This is a genomic window from Streptomyces sp. RLA123 (genome assembly GCF_056270165.1).
Genome location: NZ_JBWDOR010000003.1, coordinates 1,988,326 through 2,007,213, shown reverse-complemented (window position 1 = coordinate 2,007,213; position 18,888 = coordinate 1,988,326). Strand labels below are relative to the sequence as shown.

Here is an 18,888-nt window from a genome sequence, read left to right as displayed (position 1 = left end):
ATCGGCGGGCGCGGGTGCGCCCAGGGTCGGGGCGCCGGGGGTCAGGCCGCGCTGCGGGCGCGGCGGCGATGGGCGGCGATGATGTCGGCGTAGCGGCTGCCGCTGCCCTTGACGGTGCGCTGCTGGGTCTCGTAGTCGACGTGGACGAGCCCGAAGCGCTTGGCGTAGCCGTACGCCCACTCGAAGTTGTCCAGCAGCGACCAGGCGAAGTAGCCGGCCAGCGGGGCGCCGGCGCGCACCGCGCGGCCGCAGGCCGCCAGATGCTCCTCCAGGTAGGCGGCGCGCTCGGGGTCGTGGACCTGGCCGTCGGGGCCGACGTGGTCCTCGTACGCCGAGCCGTTCTCGGTGACGTAGATCTTGCGGGCGCCGTACTCCTCGGTCAGCCGCATCAGCAGCTTCTCCAGGCCGTCGGCGTGCACCTCCCAGTCCATCGCGGTGCGGCGGACGTCCGGGATGCGCAGGGCGCGGGTGTGCGGGACCGGGCCGGAGGGGTCGTCGGCAACGATGTCGCGGAAGTAGTAGTTGAGGCCCAGCCAGTCCAGCGGCGCGGCGATGGTCTCCATGTCGCCGTCGTGGACGGGCAGTTCGACCCCGTAGAGCTTCAGCATGTCCTCGGGGTAGCCGCGGCCGTGGATCGGGTCGAGCCACCAGCGGTTGGTGTGGCCGTCGGCGCGCAGCGCGGCGGCGACGTCCTCGGGTCGGTCGGAGGCGGGCTCGGAGGGGCTGAGGTTGTTGACGATGCCGATCTGGGCCTGCGGGACGGCGGCGCGCAGCGCCTGCACGGCCAGGCCGTGACCCAGGTGCAGGTGGTACGAGGCGCGCACCGCGGCGGTCAGGTCGGTCAGGCCCGGGGCCATCACGCCCTGCAAGTGGCCGATCCAGGCCGAGCACAGCGGCTCGTTGAGGGTCGCCCAGTGGGTGACGCGGTCGCCGAGGCGCTCGGCCACCACGGAGGCGTACTCGGCGAAGCGCAGCGCGGTCTCGCGCACGGGCCAGCCGCCGCGGTCCTGCTGCGCCTGCGGAAGGTCCCAGTGGTAGAGCGTCGGGAAGGGGGTGATCCCCGCCTCCAGCAGCCCGTCGACGAGCCGGTCGTAGAAGGCGAGGCCCGCCGGATTGACCGGGCCGCCGCCCTGCGGCATCACCCGCGGCCAGGCGATGGAGAAGCGGTACGCCTCGAGGCCCAGGCGCCGCATCAGGCCGATGTCCTCGGGCCAGCGGTGGTAGTGGTCGCAGGCGGTGTCGCCGGTGTCGCCGCCGGCGACCTTGCCGGGGGTGCGGGAGAAGGTGTCCCAGATGGAGGGCGCGCGGCCGTCCTCGGCCACGGCGCCTTCGATCTGGTACGAGGCCGTCGCGGCGCCCCACACGAAGCCGGGGGGGAGCGCACTGAGGTCGGATGTCACGGACTGCCTTTCGGAGGGGGGGAACGGGGGGCCGGCGCTCACTTGACGGCGCCGGCCGTCAGGCCCGCGACGAGGTAGCGCTGCAGCAGCAGGAACCCGGCGACCACGGGCACGCTCACCACGAGCGAGGCGGCCATGACCTGGTTCCAGTACACGTCGGTCTGCGTGGCGTAGCCCTGAAGGCCGACGGCGAGCGTGCGGGTGGTGTCGTTGGTCATGACCGAGGCGAAGAGGACCTCGCCCCACGCGGTCATGAAGGCGTAGACGGACACCGCGACGATGCCGGGCACGGCGGCCGGGACGACGACCCGGAACAGCGCGCCGAGCGGGCCGTTGCCGTCGACGAGGGCGGCTTCGTCCAGGTCGCGGGGGATCGAGTCGAAGTAGCCCGCCAGCATCCAGATGGAGAAGGGGAGCGAGAAGGTGAGGTAGGTCAGGATCAGGCCGCCCCGGCTGCCGTACAGCGCGATGCCGGTGGCGTTGCCGAGGTTGACGAAGATCAGGAACAGCGGCAGCAGGAAGAGGATGCCGGGGAACATCTGGGTGGACAGGATCGTCACCGTGAAGAAGCGCCGGCCCGCGAAGCGGTAGCGGCTGACCGCGTACGCCGCGAAGATCGCCACCGTGACCGAGGCGACGGTCGCGCCGGCCGACACGATCACCGAGTTCAGGAAGTAGCGGGCCAGCGGCACGGTGTGCCAGATGTCCGCGTACGGCCGCAGCGTGAAGCCGCTCGGGAACCAGCGGAACGGCCCCTGCACGTCCTGGAGGGGCTTCAGCGACGAGACCACCATCACGAAGACGGGGGCCAGCGCGAAGGCCGCCAGCAGCGTCAGCACGATCCGCCGCGTCCACACGAAGGAGCGGGGCGAGGCCATGGGGCTGCGGATGTCAGTCATCCTGCCTCCTCAGGGAGGTGACGAGCAGATAGAGCGCCGTCACGACGAGCAGGAAGAGCAGCAGGAGCACGGACATCGCCGAGCCGGAGCCGAAGTTCCAGGTCACGAAGGACGACTGGTAGATGTGGATCGAGATCAGGTCCGCGGCGTCCGGCGCGGCGCGCCCGAACAGCACATAGGGCGTGTTGAAGTCGTTGAACGTCCACAGGAACAGCACGAGCACCAGCACCAGGTTCACCGGCCGCAGCGAGGGCAGGGTGATCCGGCGGATCTGCTGCCAGATCCCGGCGCCGTCCATCGCCGCCGCCTCGTACAGCTCGCGCGGGATGTTCTGCAGTCCGGCCATCAGGCACAGGAAGGCGAACGGCCACTGGCGCCACACGGAGACGGTGACCAGCGCCCAGAAGCTGTTGTCGCCGATCAGCCAGAACGGCTTGCCGTCGGTGAGGTGCAGCTGGTCGTGCAGCACGTGGTTGATCATGCCGGTGTCCCGCTGGAACATGAACGACCAGGTGATCACCGCCGCGTAGACCGGCAGCGCGTACGGGACGAGGAAGACCCCGCGCAGCAGGCCCCGGCCCCGGAACGTGTCCTGCATGAGGATCGCCGCGGCGGTGCCGAACAGCCAGGACAGGGCGACGGCCAGCAGGGTGAACTCGCACGTGACGACGAAGGAGTTGAGCAGGTCCGCGCCGACGGGCGCGTTGAAGTCCACCGCCATGCGGTAGTTGCCCAGGCCCTTCCAGGGCGCCGCCGACCAGTCGCTGATGAAGAACTGCGTGAGCTCCTTGAAGCTCATCACCACGCCGACGACCATCGGGATCAGGTGGATCAGCAGCTCCAGCGCGAGCGCGGGCAGCAGCAGTACGTACGGCAGGGAGCCGCGACGCACCCGCGCGGAGAGCCCGAACAGGCGCCGGCGGGGCCTCCCCCCGGCGGCCCGCCGGCCGCCGGAGGAAGGAGACTTCGAGGTGTGCCCTACGGGCGGCACGGTGGTGGCCATGGGTTGCTTCACGCTCACGAGGCCGGCATCTGCTGCTGGGCCTTCTCGAGGGCGGCCTTGACGCTGTCGGTGGTGACCGGGTGCCCGGCGGCGGCTTCGGCGAACAGGTCCTTCATCGCCGTGCCGACGGTGGTCTCGAACTGGCTCTCGTTGGCGACCTGCGGGAGCGGCGCGGCGCTGTTGGCGAGCGCGTCGGCGAGCACCTTCAGGTCCGGGGTGGAGAAGGCCGGGTCGGACTGGGCGGCCTTGACCGGCGGGAGCGAGCCGTAGGTCCCGTTGAGGATCTTCTGCTCGTCGTCGCTGGTCATGAACTTCACGAACTTCAGGGCGCCGTCGACGTTCTTGGTCTTCTTGAACACGGCGAGGTTGATGCCGGCGACCATCGAGTTGACGGCGGTGTCACCGGTGGCGCCCTTGGTCTGGAACGGCACCTGGGCGACGCCGTAGTCCTCGGGCTTCATGCCGTGGGACTTCAGCGAGGAGCCGGCGGCCTGCCACAGCAGCATGCCCGCCTTGCCGGTGGCGAAGTCGGCGACCGACTGGTTGGCCGCGTACTCGGCGTTGCCGGGGGCGGCGATCTTGTCCTTGGCGATGAAGTCGATGTACTGCTTGACGGCCGCGACCGCCTCGGGGGTGGTGAAGGTCGGCTTGCCGGAGGCGTCGAAGAAGTCGGCGCCGTGCTGCTTGCCGAAGACGAAGGCGTGGTGGACGTTCTCCGAGAGGTTGCCGCCCTCGACCGCGAGGCCGTACTTGCCGCCCTTGGTCAGCTTCTTGCCGTCGGCGACAAGCTCGTCCCAGGTGGCCGGCGGTGCGGCGATGCCCGCGTCGGCGAACATCTTCTTGTTGTAGTAGAGCCCGTACGCGAGCGAGTACAGCGGGACCGCGGCCGGGTCCTTGCCCTCGGCGCCGGTCGCGCCGAGCGCCGCGTCGACGAAGCGGTCCTTGCCGCCGATGGCGTCGAACGCCTTGGCGTCGAAGGGGCGCAGCGCGTTGGTGGCCTGGAGCGACGCGGACCAGGTGTTGCCTATGTTGAGCACGTCGGGGCCCTGGCCGGAGGTGGCGGCGGCGAGGATCCGGTTGAGGAGGTCGGACCAGGGGACGACCTCCAGCTTGACCTTGATGCCGGTCTGCTGCTCGAACTTCTTGAGCTCGGGCTCCAGGACTTCCTTGTCGTTCTCCAGGCTGCTGCCCTGGTTGCTGGCCCAGTAGGTGAGCGTCTTGGAGCCGCCGTCGCCGCTGCCGTCGGTCGAGGAGCCGCCGCCGCAGGCGGTGGCGGATGCGATGAGCGCGGCCGCGACTGCGGCGGCCGCCGTCGTACGGATGATGTGCATGACCGGGGACCCTCTCAGGGGGTGATGGCTTCGGGAGATGAAGAGCGTCACGCCTTAATTCAAGGCGTGATTTAACGTCTGAGAAAACCTGGCGTCAAGACTTGGCGCAGCGATAGATTCAGCCGGGGAGGGAACACCATGGCAGACCGAAGCAAGCGCACCGTCCGTGACCTGCGGCGGGGCAACCGATCGTCGATCCTGCGCCATCTCTACTTCGAAGGCCCCCTCAGCCGTCAAGAGTTGGCCAGGGACACCGGCCTCAGCACGGGCTCGATCAGCAACGTGGTCGCCGAGCTCATCGGGGACGGCGTCGTGGAGGAGGCCGGGTCGGTCGAGTCCGACGGCGGCCGCCCCCGGGTGATGCTCAAGGTGGCCGCCCGGCACGGCTTCGTCATCGGCGTCGACGTCGGGGAGACCGGGGTGCGCGTCACCCTCTTCGACCTCGCGCTGACCGAACTCTCCTGCACCGACCGGCCGCTGGCGGACAGCGGCCACGACGTCGCCCTGGTCGTGCAGTTGATCCTCGAGGGACTCGCCGCTGTCCTGGAGGACTCCGGTGTCGACCCCGCGCTCGTGCTCGGCGTCGGAGTCGGCGTGCCCGGCATCGTCGAGCAGGGCACCGGCGGCGCCGGCGCGGTCGTGCACGGGCAGACCATCGACTGGGACGCCGTCCCGCTCGGCGCGCTGCTGGCCGAGGGCACGGGCCTCCCGCTCCACATCGACAACGGCGCCAAGACGCTCGGCCAGGCCGAGCTGTGGTTCGGAGCCGGCCGCGGCGCCCGCAACGCGGTGATCGCCCTGCTCGGGTCGGGGGTCGGCGCCTGCGTCGTCGCCGACGGCAAGCCGTACCGCGGGGCCAGCAGCAGCGCCGGCGAATGGGGCCACACCACTCTCCAGGTCGGCGGGCGGCTGTGCCGCTGCGGTGCCCGCGGTTGCCTGGAGGCGTACGTCGGCGCCGAGGCCCTCATCGACCGCTGGGGCGAGGACGCCCCTGCCGGGGTCAGCGAGGAGACGGCGATCGCCGCCCTCGTCGCCGCGGCCGAGGCGGGCGACCGCGCGGCGGTGGAACTGCTCGACGAGACCGCGGAGTACCTCGGCGCGGGGATCGCCGACCTCGTCAACCTCTTCAACCCCGAGCGGATCGTGCTCGCGGGCTGGACCGGTCTGATGATCGGGCCCCGGCTGCTGCCCGCCGTCCGGGAGGCCACGGCCGCGTACGCGCTGCACCACCCCTGCGCCCAGACCTCGATCGATCTCGGGCTGCTCGGCCCGGACGCGGTCACGGTCGGCGCCGCCACCCTGCCGCTCGCCCGCTTCCTCGACGCCGGGGGCCGGCTGCCCGCCCCCGCGCCGCGGTCCGAGGGGCAGGCGGAACCGAATCGTCCGGGCCGGTCGTTGTCAGGGACGTCCGCATGACGCAGCACACCCCCAGAAAGACCCGGAGAACGCGGTGACCCTCAAGCAGCAGATCGTCGGCAACGCCATGCAGATGGCCGTGTGCACCCTCCAGCCCGGCCAGACCGTCTACTGCGAGGCCGGCAAGTTCCTCTTCAAGACCGCGAATGTGAGCATGGACACGCGGCTCGCCGGGCCCGGCGGCAACGGGCAGCAGCAGGGCCAGGGCGGCGGGGGCGGCATGGGCGGCATGCTCCGCCAGGCCATGGGCACCGCGATGCAGGTCGGCCAGCGCGTGCTCGCCGGCGAGAGCATCGCCTTCCAGTACTTCAGCGCGAGCGGCGGCGAGGGCACGGTCGGCTTCGCCGGGGTGCTGCCCGGCGAGATGCGGGCCCTGGAGCTGGACGGCTCGCGCGCCTGGTTCGCCGAGAAGGACGCCTTCGTGGCGGCGGAGTCCACGGTCGAGTTCGGCATCGCCTTCCAGGGCGGCCGCAGCGGCATGAGCGGCGGTGAGGGCTTCATCCTGGAGAAGTTCACCGGCCGCGGCACGGTGATCATCGCGGGCGCGGGCAACTTCATCGACCTCAACCCCGCCGACTTCGGCGGCCGCATCGAGGTCGACACCGGCTGCATCGTGGCCTTCGAGGACGGCATCCGCTACGGCGTGCAGCGCATCGGCGGGCTCAACCGCCAGGGCATCATGAACGCCGTCTTCGGCGGCGAGGGCCTGTCACTGGCCACGCTGGAGGGCAACGGCCGCGTCATCCTGCAGTCCATGACCATTGAGGGACTGGCCAACGCGCTGAAGAAGGCCCAGGGCGGCGACAAGCAGGGCCCGACCGGCGGACTGTTCTCCACGCACGCGGGCTGACCCGCCGGCCCGGTAGCCGCCCGCCGCCCTGCCCCCGGCCACCGCTGGGAGGTGCCCCCGGCTCACACCACCCCGGCGGTTTCCAGGACCTTGCGCAGGGCCCGGTCCAGGGCGGCCCGCACGGTCGTGGGGTCGCTCAGCGCGGCCGTCATCGCCGCGCCGTCCCGCAGCATCATCAGCGTCATGGCGTCCTCCGCCGGGTCCGGCGCGCCCGCTTCGGTCAGCAGGCGTTCCGCCACTGCGCGCAGCCAGGTGCGGTGGGCGACGATGGCGTGCGTCACAGGGTCGGCAGGGTCCGGGTACTCGGCGGCGGCGTTGAGGAAGGGGCAACCGCGGAAGCCCGGCGCGCACAGCTGGTCGCCCAGCGCGCCGGCCACCGCCAGCAGCGCCTCCCGCGCGCCGAGTCCGCGGAGGGCGCCCTCGGTGTAGGAGCGGATCTGCCGGTCCGTGGTTTGGATGTAGCTGAGGACGAGCTGTTCCTTGCCCGCGAAGTGCCGGTAGAGCGTGGCCCTGGTGGTCGACGCCTCGGTGACGATCCGGTCCATGCCCACCGCGTGGATGCCCTCGGCGTAGAACAGCCGGGACGCGGTCGCCAGGATGCGCTCGCGCGGCGGGGCGTCCGCGGGCACGGTGGCCTCGGAGGGGGCGAGTGGGACGTCGGGCGGGGCGCTCATGTCCTTGACGGTAGCGGACGGCCGCGCGTAGTGTCCCGGCAAGAACGAACGTTCTGTATATCTCTGCGTTTTCTGTGCCGCCGGAACCGCCCGTGCGCCGCCTCCCCCGGCCTCGCACCGCGCCCGCGCCCGCCGTACGAAAGGACCCCCACCCATGGCCGTACCCGAGATCGGCGCCCCCGCCCCCGACTTCACCCTCTCCGGGGTGCTGCTCACCGACGCCGGCGCCGAGCGCGCCGAGTACTCCCTGTCCGCACAGCGCGGCGCCCCGGTCGTGCTCGCCTTCTACCCCGGCGACGACTCGGCCGTGTGCACCAAGCAGCTGTGCTCCTACACCTCCGACCTGGACCGCTTCCGCGACCTCGGCGCCACCGTGTGGGGGATCAACCTCAGCGACCTCGACAGCCACGAGCACTTCGCCCGCAAGCGCGACCTGCGCTTCCCACTGCTCGCCGACACCGACCGCTCGGTGGTCAAGGCCTACGGCATCTCCATGCCCGGACTCGGCCTGAAGCGCTCGGTGTTCATCGTCGACGCGGAAGGGATCGTGCGCTGGAAGCACGTGGCCCGCATCGGGCTCACCTTCCAGGACACCGATGCCATCGTCGCGCAGCTGGCGGCGCTCGCCCCCCGCTGAGCCGCCCCGCGCCCCCCTGACGGGCGAGCGTGAAGCTGCGCTGTTGCCGAGCTTAAGAAAAGATCGATGGACTGAACGCCCTGAGCCGGGCAGATTGCTGTGTGCCCGGCGCACCGCGCGAGCAGGCGCCGACGGGCGCTGCCGCTCCGCCCGGGTTCATCCGTGCCCGGTCCGCGTTCCCCCGCGCGGACCGGGCCACATCGTCTGCCGGCAGGAGCGCAAGAGTGAAGGCACTGGTGAAGGAGAAGGCCGAGCCCGGTCTGTGGCTGCGGGACGTCCCCGAGCCCGAGATGGGCCCCGGCGATGTCCTCATCAAGGTGCTGCGGACCGGCATCTGCGGCACCGACCTGCACATCCGTGCCTGGGACGGCTGGGCACAGCAGGCCGTGAGCACGCCGCTGGTCCTCGGTCACGAGTTCGTCGGCGAGGTCGCGGCCGTCGGCTCCGACGTCGCCGACATCAAGACCGGCGACCTCGTCAGCGGTGAGGGCCACCTGGTGTGCGGCAAATGCCGCAACTGCCTCGCCGGCCGCCGCCACCTGTGCCGCAACACCGTCGGCCTCGGCGTCGGCCGCAACGGCGCCTTCGCCGAGTACGTCGCGCTGCCGGCGTCCAATGTGTGGGTGCACCGCGTCCCCGTCGACCTCGACATCGCCGCGATCTTCGACCCCTTCGGCAACGCCGTCCACACCGCGCTGTCCTTCCCGCTGGTCGGCGAGGACGTGCTGATCACCGGCGCCGGCCCGATCGGCATCATGGCCGCCGCCGTCGCCAAGCACGCCGGCGCGCGCCACGTCGTCATCACCGACGTCAGCGAGTACCGTCTCGACCTCGCCCGCAAGATCGGCGTCACCCTCGCCCTGAACGTCGCGGAGTCCACCATCGCCGACGGGCAGCGAAAGCTCGGTCTGCGCGAGGGCTTCGACATCGGGCTGGAGATGTCCGGCCGCCCCGAGGCGATGCGCGACATGATCGACAACATGACGCACGGCGGGCGGATCGCGATGCTCGGCCTGCCGTCGCAGGAGTTCGCTGTCGACTTCGCCAAGATCGTGACCTCGATGATCACCATCAAGGGCATCTACGGCCGCGAGATGTTCGAGACCTGGTACGCCATGTCCGTGCTGCTGGAGGGCGGTCTCGACCTCGCCCCCGTGGTCACCGGCCGCTACTCCCACCGCGACTTCGACGCCGCCTTCGACGAGGCCGCCGGCGGCCGCTGCGGAAAGATCGTCCTCGACTGGACTGCGTAGCCTCCTGGCTCGGTTCGCCTCCGGGGCGCCCCAGCCGGCGTTCGGGGGCGCCCCCGAACGCCAGGCTGGGGGAGGTCGGTCGTGCCCGGTCCCTCGTTCCCCGGGACCTCCGGTCTCTCTCCCCCCGGCCACCGCCGGGAGTGCCCCCCTCCTTTCGCCAACGGCGCGCCCCTTCGGCTCACTCGCCAGGCGGCAGTTCGAGAACCTGCGCGGTGCGACAGGTACCTCGCCCCAAACCCACGGGAGACCCCCATGTTCGACTCCGTCCGCGACGACCTGCGCGGCACCCTCGACGAGATCCGCGAGGCCGGGCTGTTCAAGCCCGAGCGCGTGATCGGCACGCCGCAGAACGCGTCGGTCGGCGTCACGTCCGGCGGGCGCCCCGGTGACGTGCTCAACTTCTGCGCCAACAACTACCTGGGTCTGGCCGACCACCCCGAGGTCACCGCGGCCGCCAAGGAAGCGCTGGACCGCTGGGGCTACGGCATGGCGTCCGTGCGCTTCATCTGCGGCACGCAGGAGGTCCACAAGGAACTGGAGGCGCGACTGTCGGCGTTCCTCGGTACCGAGGACACGATCCTGTACAGCTCCTGCTTCGACGCCAACGGCGGTGTCTTCGAGACCCTGCTCGACGAGCGCGACGCGGTCATCTCCGACGCCCTGAACCACGCCAGCATCATCGACGGCATCCGGCTGTCCAAGGCCCGCCGCCTGCGCTACGCCAACCGCGACATGGCCGAGCTCGAGGCCCGCCTGAAGGAGGCCGGCGACGCCCGCCGCCGCCTGATCGTCACCGACGGCGTCTTCTCGATGGACGGCTACGTGGCGCCGCTGCGCGAGATCTGCGACCTCGCCGACCGCTACGACGCCATGGTCATGGTCGACGACTCGCACGCCGTCGGCTTCACCGGCCCCGGCGGCCGCGGTACCCACGCGCTGCACGACGTGATCGACCGGGTCGACATCATCACCGGTACCCTCGGCAAGGCCCTCGGCGGTGCCTCCGGCGGCTACGTCGCCGCCCGCGCGGAGATCGTCGCGCTGCTGCGCCAGCGCTCGCGCCCGTACCTGTTCTCCAACTCCCTCGCCCCGGTGATCGCCGCCGCCTCGCTGAAGGTCCTGGACCTGATCGAGGACTCCGAGGAACTGCGCGTCCGCCTCGCGGAGAACACCGCGCTCTTCCGGTCGCTCATGACCGAGGCCGGCTTCGAGATCCTGCCCGGCGAGCACCCCATCGCGCCCGTCATGATCGGCGACGCCGCGGAGGCAGGCCGGATGGCAGATCTGCTGCTGGAGCGCGGTGTCTACGTGATCGGCTTCTCGTACCCCGTCGTGCCGCTCGGCAAGGCCCGCATCCGCGTGCAGCTGTCGGCCGCGCACTCCGCCGCGGACGTCGAGAAGGCGGTGGCCGCGTTCATCGCTTCGCGCGAGGCCCTGGCAGGATGAATGGGTGATTGACGCACGACGGCTGCGGACCCTGCGGGCCGTGGCGGACCACCGGACGGTGACCGCCGCGGCCGCCGCGCTGTACCTGACGCCGTCCGCGGTCTCCCAGCAGCTCGCCGCACTGGAGAACGAGACCGGTCACCGGCTGCTGGAGCGCGGCGGCCGGGGTGTCCAGCTCACCCCCGTCGGTGAGATCCTGCTCACGCACGCCAACGTCGTCCTCGCCCAGCTGGAGCGGGCCGAGGCGGAGCTGGCCGCGTACACCTCCGGTGCGGCAGGAGAGGTCACCGTCGCCTCCTTCGCCACCGGCATCGCGCTCGTCGTCGCCCCCGCGATCACGGCCCTCGGCGCCGCCGCGTCGGGCATCCGGGTACGGGTCCGCGACGCCGAGGGCGACGAGTCGCTCCCGATGGTGCTCGACGGCCGCGCCGAGATAGCCGTCGCCGTCGAGTACCGCGGCGCCCCGAGCGCCGACGACCAGCGGCTCGCCCGCGTCCCGCTGTACGCCGAGCCCTTCGACGCGGTCCTGCCCGCGGGCCATCCGCTCGCGGACGCCGCGACCTCGGCCGTCCGCGTCGCCGATCTCGCCGACGAGCCGTGGATCGGGCCCTACCCCGGCAACCCCTGTCACGACGTGGTCGTCCTCGCCTGCGAGTACGCCGGCTTCCAGCCGCGTCTGGAGCACTCCTCCGACGACTTCCGCGCCGTGGTGGCCCTCGCCGCGGCGGGCGCGGGCGTCGCGCTCGTCCCGCGTACGGCGCTGCGCGACATGGACCTGTCCGGGGCCGCCGTGCGCCCCGTCCACGACGTCGTCGCCACCCGTCGTGTCTTCGCCGCCGTCCGCCGCGGCGCCGAGGACCACCCGCTGCTGCGCCCGGTCCTGGACGCCCTGCGCGCCGCCGCGGAGGACGCGGCCTAGTCGCACCGCCCCTGTCGCCCCCGCCCGGTCGACTCCGGCAAACACCGGACGCTTCCCGTGCCGCGGTGACATCATCGGCAGCGTCCGGGGGAGCAGGGGAGCAGGCGTCCGGGGACGGGGGAGACGATGTCGCGTGCCGAACGGATCGAGGAGATCCGGGTCCGGCGGGCCCGGCGGGCAGAGTGGCTGGACGGGGCCCACGGCTGGGTGACGGACACCCTCGGCCGGCTGCGTGAACTCGACGCGCTCCGCACCGAGATGCTCGCCCTGGTGCCCGACGAGGCGCAGGACCGGCTGCTGGCCCTCGGCGCGGAACTGGGCGACCTGCTGGAGGAACTGCCCACCGAGGCCGCCGTCACGGAGGCCGCCGCGTCCCGCTTCCGGCGCGCCACCCTCAACGTCGGCGTCATCGGGCGGGCCCGGCAGGGCAAGAGCCGGATGATCAGGAGCCTGACCGGCCTGTCGGACCGCGAGGTGCCGACCGGTGACGGCGGCTTCTGCACCGGCGTCACCAGCGTGCTGCGCCACGAGGACGGCGCGCCCACCCGGGCGCAGGTGTTCCTGCACACCGAACGCTCCTTCCTGCACGAGGTGATCGCGCCCTACTACGCCGAACTCGGCCTGGGCCCGGCCCCCACCACCCTGACGGAGTTCGCCCGTGCCCTGCCCCCGGCGCCCGAGGGTGACGGCGCCGTCGAGGGCAGCCGCTACGGGCACCTGGAGGCCTTCCGCACCGCACTGCCGGAGTACCGCCACCTCCTGACGGCGAACTCGCCCCACCCCATCGGCCCGGAGCGCATCCGCGAGTTCGTCGCCCAGTCCGACGAGCGCGACGAACAGCGCTACCACGCCTTCCGCGCGGTCCGGTACGTCCGCGTCACCACGCACTTCGCGCAGCAGGACTGGACCGGTCTGTCACTGATCGACCTCCCGGGCCTCGGCGACACCAACCTCCAGGACGCGCAGCGCATCGTGGGCGCGCTGCGGGACGAGATCGACGTGGTGGTCTTCGTCCGCCGCCCCGACCCGCTCGGCGACGGCCTCGACACCTACGACCACCAGCTCTACGACCATGTCCGCGAGGGGCTCACCGGCGCCGAACTCGCCCGCTGCTCCTTCCTGGTGGTCAACCGGGTCGAGGGCCCCGCGGGCGACAACTCGGCCAACGCCCGCAAGATGGTGGACGAGTGGCTCCCGGCCTCGCGCTTCCAGGTCGCCGGGGCGCACATCGTGGACTGCACCCGGCCGGACGAGGTCGCCGCCATGACCGACGGCGTGCTCGACCATCTCGTGGCCCACCTCGACGAGCTGGACGAGCAGCATCTGGCCGAGCGGGCCGAGAAACTGGCCGAACTCCGCGAGCGCACCGGCCGGCTGGCCGCCCGGGCGGGCCGGCTCGCCGACCTGGCCCAGCCCTCGGAGATCTGGTTCCTGCCCTTCAACGGCCTGTTCGAGCAGACCTACGAGCAGATGGCGAACGCCCTGGCCGCCCTCGTAAGGAGCCTGCGCGAGGACCGCGACCTGACCGACGGCCTGCTCGCGGACGCCGTCGAGGAGATCCTGGACACCGCGCAGAACGACCCCGGCCATCCCACGGTCGCTCAGCTGATCGCGCGCGCCGACGCCGAAGGCGGCCTCAGCGTCGCCTACGCCAAGTACCTGAACGAGTCCCGTGCCCGGCTCTCCCGCCGGTTCCTGGAGTGCGACGTCGCCCTGCACGCCCGCACCGCCCGCATGCAGGACGAGGTCGCCGGCGTCCTGCGCGGCCCGGGGAGCCTGGGCGGTCTGGCGGGACTCGGCGGGGCGGAGGGCAAAGCGTTCCTGATGCGCACCGCCGAGCGCATCCCGCGCGTGCGGCAGGAGGGCGGCAGCGAGATCCGCTACGCACTGGAACTGCTGGCCGGCTTCGAGCTGTCGTACCGGGGCATGCTCCAGCACCGGGTGCGCACCTGCCTGGACGGACTGCACGCCGACAGCCCCACGATGCCCTTTCCGCACGACCGGTCGCCCAGCGGGCAGGAAGTGCTGGAGATGCTGGAAGTCGGCTACGACGAGGCACTGTTCGCCTGCCGAGGCGAGCTGCACAAGGTGCTCGCGGAACCCAGCGCGGCCGTCTTCTCCCTCGTCGAGGAGTTCCACGACCGGGTGATCTCGGCGGCCGGGACCAAGGAGGAGTGGCGGGTGTTCTACCAGGACGTGCGGGCCGAGATCTGGCCCGGCCGGTTCGCGGCCCTCGCCGAGGACGCGGCACACCTGCGGCGCTGGTCCGAGGCCGTCCGGTCACTGGGGGCCCGCACCGCCGCCGGCACCGAGGGCGGCGCGGCCGCCGGGAAGGAGGTGGTGGCATGAGCGAGTCCGGCCGCCACATGCTCGACGTCGGCATGCTCGGCCCCTCGGGCGCGGGAAAGACGTCCCTGCTGGCCTCCATGTACGTCCAGTACCCCTCGGTCACCGGGGCCACCGACCTCGACCTCACCCCGGTGGGAGAGACCGCCGCCAAGCTCACCGACGCGGTCTCGGTGCTGGAGTCGCTCTCCCGGTCCGTGCAGGTGCGCGGCGGCATCGAGCAGACCACGACCACCGACGTCCACCGCTATGAGATCGCGGTCGGCCGCAAAGGCCGTAAAGCGCGCTTCCGGATGTGCTTCACCGACTATGCGGGTGAAGTGCTGCGGGACCTCGACGGCAGCCCGGTGGGCCGGAAGGTGCGGGCCTCGCTCCACAACAGCCCGGTCGTGGTGCTCGCCGTCGACACGCCCGCGCTCATGGCTCTGAACGGCGAGTACCACCAGCGCATCAACCTCCCGCACCTGATGTACGAGCGGATCAAGGAACTGCTCGTCGAGGACGAGCAGCGGCCGCGGCTGCTGATCATCGTGCCGCTGAAGTGCGAACGCTGGGTCGCCACCCGCCAGGGGACCGAGGCACTGATGGAGCGGGTGCGCGAGGGCTACCGCCCGCTGCTGGACTACATCGCCCACGCCGATGTGCGCCCGCGCGTGGGCTGCGTCATCACGCCCGTGCAGACCACCGGCTCCATCGTCTTCTCGACGATCAAGGAGGAACCGGGCGGCGGCATGCAGTTCCACTACCGCAGCCGCACTCCGGGCGCGCCGTACCGGCCCGTCGACACCGATCAGCCGCTGCGGTACGCGCTGCGCTTCGTCCTGGGCGAGTACCGCCGCAAGCGCGGGTTCTGGCGGGAGGCCATAGACGAGGTGTTCGGCACGGACCTCGCACTCCAGGAGGCCGTCGCGGCGTTCGCGAAGTCGGGCTCCGAACGCGACGGGATCCAGGTGGTTCAGGACCACCCGCACCTGAGCCCGCCCGCCGGCGCCGTCAGGGGCCGGGCGTGACCGTCGCGTGGTCCTTCCACTCGCGCGGCCGGCTCCCTGAGCAGGGCTACACATGGCTGCCCGCGGGCGGGACCCCGGGCGCCGACCCCGAGGTGCTGCTGCGCGGCTGCGCAGGCCGCTCCGTCAACGACCTCGTGGACGACACCAAGGCGTCCCTCCTTCTGTACGCCCTCAAGGGCGGCGCGGCCGGCCGGCCCCTGTGGGTCCTGCTGCTGACCGGACTGCGCTCCGGGGACGCCGGCGGCGACCATATGCGCCGTCCCATCCGGTTGCTGCTGCTCGGCACCGGTCCGGGCGTCGGGGACAAGGGACTGCCCCCGCCCGAACTGCTCGCGGTCGCACGGCTCTTCCTCACCGGCGGCATGGAGGAGGACCTGCCCGTCGCCCATGGCCACCCGGCAGGCACCCCGGGCTTCGCCGTCGACGCCCCCGGCTGGGACGCGCTGCTGGAACGCGCCCGTGCGTGCGCGCCGGAGGCGGTGCCGTTGCCGGGACCGAACGAGATCCGGCTCCTGCCCGACTCCCCGGGCGACCGCGTGGCGGCGGCAGGGATGCTCGCGGACCTCGAACGCCGCTGCGTACAGCCCGGGTTCGGCCTGGACGGATTCCGCCTGGTCGGTTCCGGCGCCCGGCCGCTCCTGATGGTCACCTCTCTGCTCGGCAGCGAGTCCCTGCTGGCGGTACGTCCCTTGTACGCGCTCGGCGCGGGGGTGGGGCGACCCGTCCACGCGAAGTGGGACCGGCAGAACGGGCAGTCGCTCCTCGACGGCTCCGTCAGGCGTGTGACGGATGTTCTCGGCAGGACGGGCCTGGTGCTGGCCGTGCTTCTGTTGGGCGCCCTCGGCGCCCTCGGGGCGGTCATCGCGGTGATCAGCTGAGGCCCGGCCGGGCCCGCCGTGGCGGCGGTGGGCACGGCACGGGAGCGGCCTCCTACAGGTCGAACTCGGCGGGAGCCAGGTCGAGCGCGTAGCAGGCCTCGCGGACGACGCCCTGCTCGGTCTTGTCGAAGTTGCCGTCGGCGCCGCCGATGACGATGCCGATCTGGACGACGGCACGCGCCTCCGCCGGCTTCTTCTTGGCCTTGGCGACCTCCTGGAGCACGCTGACCTTGCCGAACTCGAAGTCGGTGGTGAGCTTGTTCAGATAGTCGTCGAAGCGCCGCTGCAGGTCGGCGGCCGGGAAGTTCTGCAGCACCTCGTTGGTGGTGATGAGCTGGGCGACCCGCGCCCGCTCCGACGGGTCGATGGTGCCGTCGGCGGCGGCGACCAGGGCACACATCGCCATGCTCGCGTCGCGGAAGGCGCCGCTCTTGAGGTCGTTCTTCTTGGCGACAAGCTGTGTCTGCAGGGAGGCAGTGGTGTCCTTGAGCCGGTCCCAGAAGGCCACGGGGTAACTCCTCGGTATCTCTGTTCACGCGTCGGCGTGGGCAATGGGGCCAACGAAGCAACGCCCCCGGAGGTGCCCGCGGCGCGATGATCCCCGAAGTACCCCGCGGATCGTCGTGGCCGGGAATCGGCGCCGGACCGCCGTGCGCCTCTCGCAGCGGCGACACCCGGGTTACGGTGCGGGGATGGAGACGGTTGACCTGACGGCCCTTGGCGAGGAATTCACCGCCGATCCCTATCCGGTCTACGCCCGGCTGCGCGAGCGCGGCCCGGTGCACCGCGTGCGCACACCCGAGGGCGAGATGTGGCTGATCGTCGGCCACGACCAGGCGCGGGCGGCGCTGACCGACCCGCGCCTGGCCAAGGACGCTCGCGCGCTCGGCTGGAGTTTGTACGACGAGGAGCTGCTGGGCCGCCACATGCTCGTGTCCGATCCGCCCGAGCACACGCGGCTGCGCAAATTGGTCGCCCGCGAGTTCACCGCCCGGCGGGTCGATCAACTGGCGCCCCGGGTTCAGGAGATCACCGACGGCCTGCTGGACGCCATGCTCGGCAGGCCCAACGCCCGGGCCGATCTCGTCGAGTCTTTGGCCTATCCGTTGCCGATCACCGTCATCTGCGAGCTGCTGGGTGTGCCGGACCTGGACCGCGCGGCGTTCCGCACGTGGTCGAACGAGGTGGTCGCGCCGACCGGCCCGGAGGCCGAGCGGGCAGCGTACGAGCACCTTGCCGAGTATCTGGACGAACTGATCGAGGACAAGCGCTGCGCGCCCGGTGACGACCTGATGAGCGCCCTGATCCGCACCGTCGCCGAGGACGGCGACCGGCTGTCCCGCCCGGAGCTCAGCGGCATGGCCTTCCTGCTGCTCGTCGCGGGTCACGAGACGACGGTCAACCTCATCTCCAACGGCGTCCGCGCCCTGCTCACCCATCCGGACCAACTCGCCCTCCTGCGGGCCGACAAGGGACTCCTCGAAGGCGCCGTGGAGGAGATGCTCCGCTACGACGGCCCCGTGGAGACGGCCACCTTCCGCTTCACCGCCGAGCCCGTGGAGATCTCCGGCACCGTCATCCCGGCCCGGGAGCCGGTGCTCGTCGCCCTCGCCTCCGCCGATCGCGATCCGGACCGCTTCGGGGAGCCCGACCGCTTCGACATCCGCCGGGACGCGCGCGGCCATGTCGCCTTCGGCCACGGTCTCCACCACTGCCTGGGTGCGGCCCTGGCCCGGCTCGAAGGCCGCATCGCCATCGGCTCTCTGCTCGAACGCTGCCCCGACCTCGCCCTGGACACCGAACTCGATGCCCTCCAGTGGCTGCCGGGCATGCTCATCCGCGGCGTCCGCAGTCTGCCGGTGCGCCTGGGCTGAGCGCCCGCGGCGGCTCCCGTACCCCCGGTCCGCGGAGCGGTACGCGATCGTGTTCACCATGCCTGTCATCCCCGTCGACCCCTCTGATCTCTCTGCGCCTTTGAACCCCTTCTGAAATGGCAAACCACCGTTCCGCCCCGTCGCGTTGCACGCGCGGCGGTAATTAACCGGATGCGGTGACACGACGGGCCTGGGACGCTGCGCCGATGGACCGCCGACGGATCTCCCGCATCGCCCACAGCGACCACCCCATCGCCGCGCCGCTCGACGACGTCTCCGTGCGCGGCCTGCTCGACCGCGCGCTGCGCCGGGGCGACGAACGCGTGCTGGACCTCGGCTGCGGGGGAGGCGCCTGGCTGCTGCGGGCTCTGGCCGACCACCCGGAGGCGACGGCGGAGGGCGTCGACATCGACGCGGCGGCCCTGGACAAGGCGGCCAGGACAGCGGCAGACCTCGATGTCGCCGGCCGCCTGGTCCTGCACGAGCAGGATGCCCGCCACCACACCTCCGGCTCCCCGTTCGACCTCGTTCTCAGCGTGGGTGCGACCCATGCCTTCGGCGGCCTGTCCGCGACGCTGTCCGCGGTCCGCGAGCATCTGGCTCCCGGCGGCCATGTCCTCGTCGGCGACGGTTTCTGGGAGAAGGAGCCCACGCCCGCCCTCGTGGACATGCTGGGCGACTTCGACGACCTGCCCACCACCGTCGACCGTGTCGTCGCCGACGGCTGGACCCCCGTGTACGGCCACATCAGCACACGACAGGAGTGGGACGCGTACGAGTGGTCCTGGACCGGCTCCCTGGCCGCCTGGGCACTCGACCACCCCGCCGACCCCGACAGCGGCCGGGCCCTCGACGCAGCCGCCCGGCACCGCACGGAGTGGCTGCACGGCTACCGGGGCACGCTCGGCTTCGTCACCCTCCTGCTGCGCCGCACCACCGCATGACCCGGCGG

General features: G+C 71.8%; 17 protein-coding genes. 11 read left to right on the top strand and 6 right to left on the bottom strand.

Annotation, left to right across the window (positions count from 1 at the left end):
• Positions 1-41: 41 nt before the first annotated feature.
• The 4 genes from RV983_RS09075 to RV983_RS09060 are packed head-to-tail and all read right to left on the bottom strand — an operon-like array spanning position 42 to position 4,633.
• On the bottom strand, positions 42-1,400 hold the full coding sequence (locus tag RV983_RS09075; protein ID WP_475985276.1) for a GH1 family beta-glucosidase: 1,359 nt from the start codon (positions 1,398-1,400) through the stop codon (positions 42-44).
• A gap of 38 nt (positions 1,401-1,438) precedes the next feature.
• Positions 1,439-2,299 (bottom strand): carbohydrate ABC transporter permease, encoded by an 861-nt coding sequence (locus RV983_RS09070; protein ID WP_475985275.1) that lies wholly within the window; start codon positions 2,297-2,299, stop codon positions 1,439-1,441.
• Complete coding sequence (locus tag RV983_RS09065) at positions 2,292-3,302, bottom strand: carbohydrate ABC transporter permease (protein WP_475985274.1); 1,011 nt, start codon at positions 3,300-3,302, stop codon at positions 2,292-2,294. The genes RV983_RS09070 and RV983_RS09065 overlap by 8 nt, the downstream gene beginning before the upstream one ends.
• A gap of 14 nt (positions 3,303-3,316) precedes the next feature.
• Positions 3,317-4,633: an ABC transporter substrate-binding protein gene (locus RV983_RS09060; RefSeq protein ID WP_475985273.1), complete on the bottom strand. Its 1,317-nt coding sequence runs from the start codon at positions 4,631-4,633 to the stop codon at positions 3,317-3,319.
• 138 nt (positions 4,634-4,771) lie between these two features.
• Here RV983_RS09060 and RV983_RS09055 point away from each other — a divergent pair, with 138 nt between their 5' ends.
• Both RV983_RS09055 and RV983_RS09050 read left to right on the top strand, forming a co-directional pair.
• Positions 4,772-6,049, top strand: coding sequence for an ROK family transcriptional regulator (locus tag RV983_RS09055; RefSeq protein ID WP_475985272.1), 1,278 nt, complete (start codon positions 4,772-4,774; stop codon positions 6,047-6,049).
• A 34-nt stretch (positions 6,050-6,083) separates the two neighbouring features.
• Positions 6,084-6,899, top strand: a complete 816-nt coding sequence (locus tag RV983_RS09050) for an AIM24 family protein (protein ID WP_475985271.1) — start codon at positions 6,084-6,086, stop codon at positions 6,897-6,899.
• Positions 6,900-6,961: 62 nt separating this feature from the next.
• Here RV983_RS09050 and RV983_RS09045 read toward each other — a convergent pair whose 3' ends face one another.
• Positions 6,962-7,573, bottom strand: a complete 612-nt coding sequence (locus RV983_RS09045) for a TetR/AcrR family transcriptional regulator (RefSeq protein WP_475985270.1) — start codon at positions 7,571-7,573, stop codon at positions 6,962-6,964.
• Between the two features lie 154 nt (positions 7,574-7,727).
• Here RV983_RS09045 and RV983_RS09040 point away from each other — a divergent pair, with 154 nt between their 5' ends.
• From RV983_RS09040 to RV983_RS09010, 7 genes are all read left to right on the top strand, one after another.
• Complete coding sequence (locus tag RV983_RS09040) at positions 7,728-8,210, top strand: peroxiredoxin (RefSeq protein WP_475985269.1); 483 nt, start codon at positions 7,728-7,730, stop codon at positions 8,208-8,210.
• A gap of 224 nt (positions 8,211-8,434) precedes the next feature.
• A complete protein-coding gene (tdh, locus tag RV983_RS09035; RefSeq protein ID WP_475985268.1) occupies positions 8,435-9,463 on the top strand; it encodes an L-threonine 3-dehydrogenase in 1,029 nt (342 codons plus the stop codon).
• Between the two features lie 252 nt (positions 9,464-9,715).
• Positions 9,716-10,909, top strand: coding sequence for a glycine C-acetyltransferase (locus RV983_RS09030; RefSeq protein WP_475985267.1), 1,194 nt, complete (start codon positions 9,716-9,718; stop codon positions 10,907-10,909).
• Between the two features lie 4 nt (positions 10,910-10,913).
• Complete coding sequence (locus tag RV983_RS09025) at positions 10,914-11,828, top strand: LysR family transcriptional regulator (RefSeq protein ID WP_475985266.1); 915 nt, start codon at positions 10,914-10,916, stop codon at positions 11,826-11,828.
• A gap of 126 nt (positions 11,829-11,954) precedes the next feature.
• Positions 11,955-14,177 carry a hypothetical protein gene (locus RV983_RS09020; protein ID WP_475985265.1) on the top strand — a complete coding sequence of 741 codons (2,223 nt, stop codon included), beginning with the start codon at positions 11,955-11,957 and terminating at the stop codon, positions 14,175-14,177.
• The gene (locus RV983_RS09015; protein WP_475985264.1) at positions 14,174-15,184 is read left to right on the top strand and encodes a TRAFAC clade GTPase domain-containing protein; all 1,011 of its coding nucleotides are present in this window, start codon (positions 14,174-14,176) and stop codon (positions 15,182-15,184) included. The genes RV983_RS09020 and RV983_RS09015 overlap by 4 nt, the downstream gene beginning before the upstream one ends.
• Positions 15,181-16,062: a hypothetical protein gene (locus RV983_RS09010; protein ID WP_475985263.1), complete on the top strand. Its 882-nt coding sequence runs from the start codon at positions 15,181-15,183 to the stop codon at positions 16,060-16,062. The genes RV983_RS09015 and RV983_RS09010 overlap by 4 nt, the downstream gene beginning before the upstream one ends.
• A gap of 52 nt (positions 16,063-16,114) precedes the next feature.
• Here the strand turns inward: RV983_RS09010 and RV983_RS09005 are convergent, their stop codons facing one another.
• Positions 16,115-16,570, bottom strand: coding sequence for a tellurite resistance TerB family protein (locus RV983_RS09005; RefSeq protein ID WP_475985262.1), 456 nt, complete (start codon positions 16,568-16,570; stop codon positions 16,115-16,117).
• 184 nt (positions 16,571-16,754) lie between these two features.
• Here RV983_RS09005 and RV983_RS09000 point away from each other — a divergent pair, with 184 nt between their 5' ends.
• Entirely contained in the window at positions 16,755-17,936 is a 1,182-nt protein-coding gene (locus RV983_RS09000) for a cytochrome P450 family protein (RefSeq protein WP_475985261.1), read from the top strand.
• A 206-nt stretch (positions 17,937-18,142) separates the two neighbouring features.
• The gene (locus tag RV983_RS08995) at positions 18,143-18,880 is read left to right on the top strand and encodes an SAM-dependent methyltransferase (RefSeq protein WP_475985260.1); all 738 of its coding nucleotides are present in this window, start codon (positions 18,143-18,145) and stop codon (positions 18,878-18,880) included.
• Positions 18,881-18,888 lie beyond the last annotated feature (8 nt).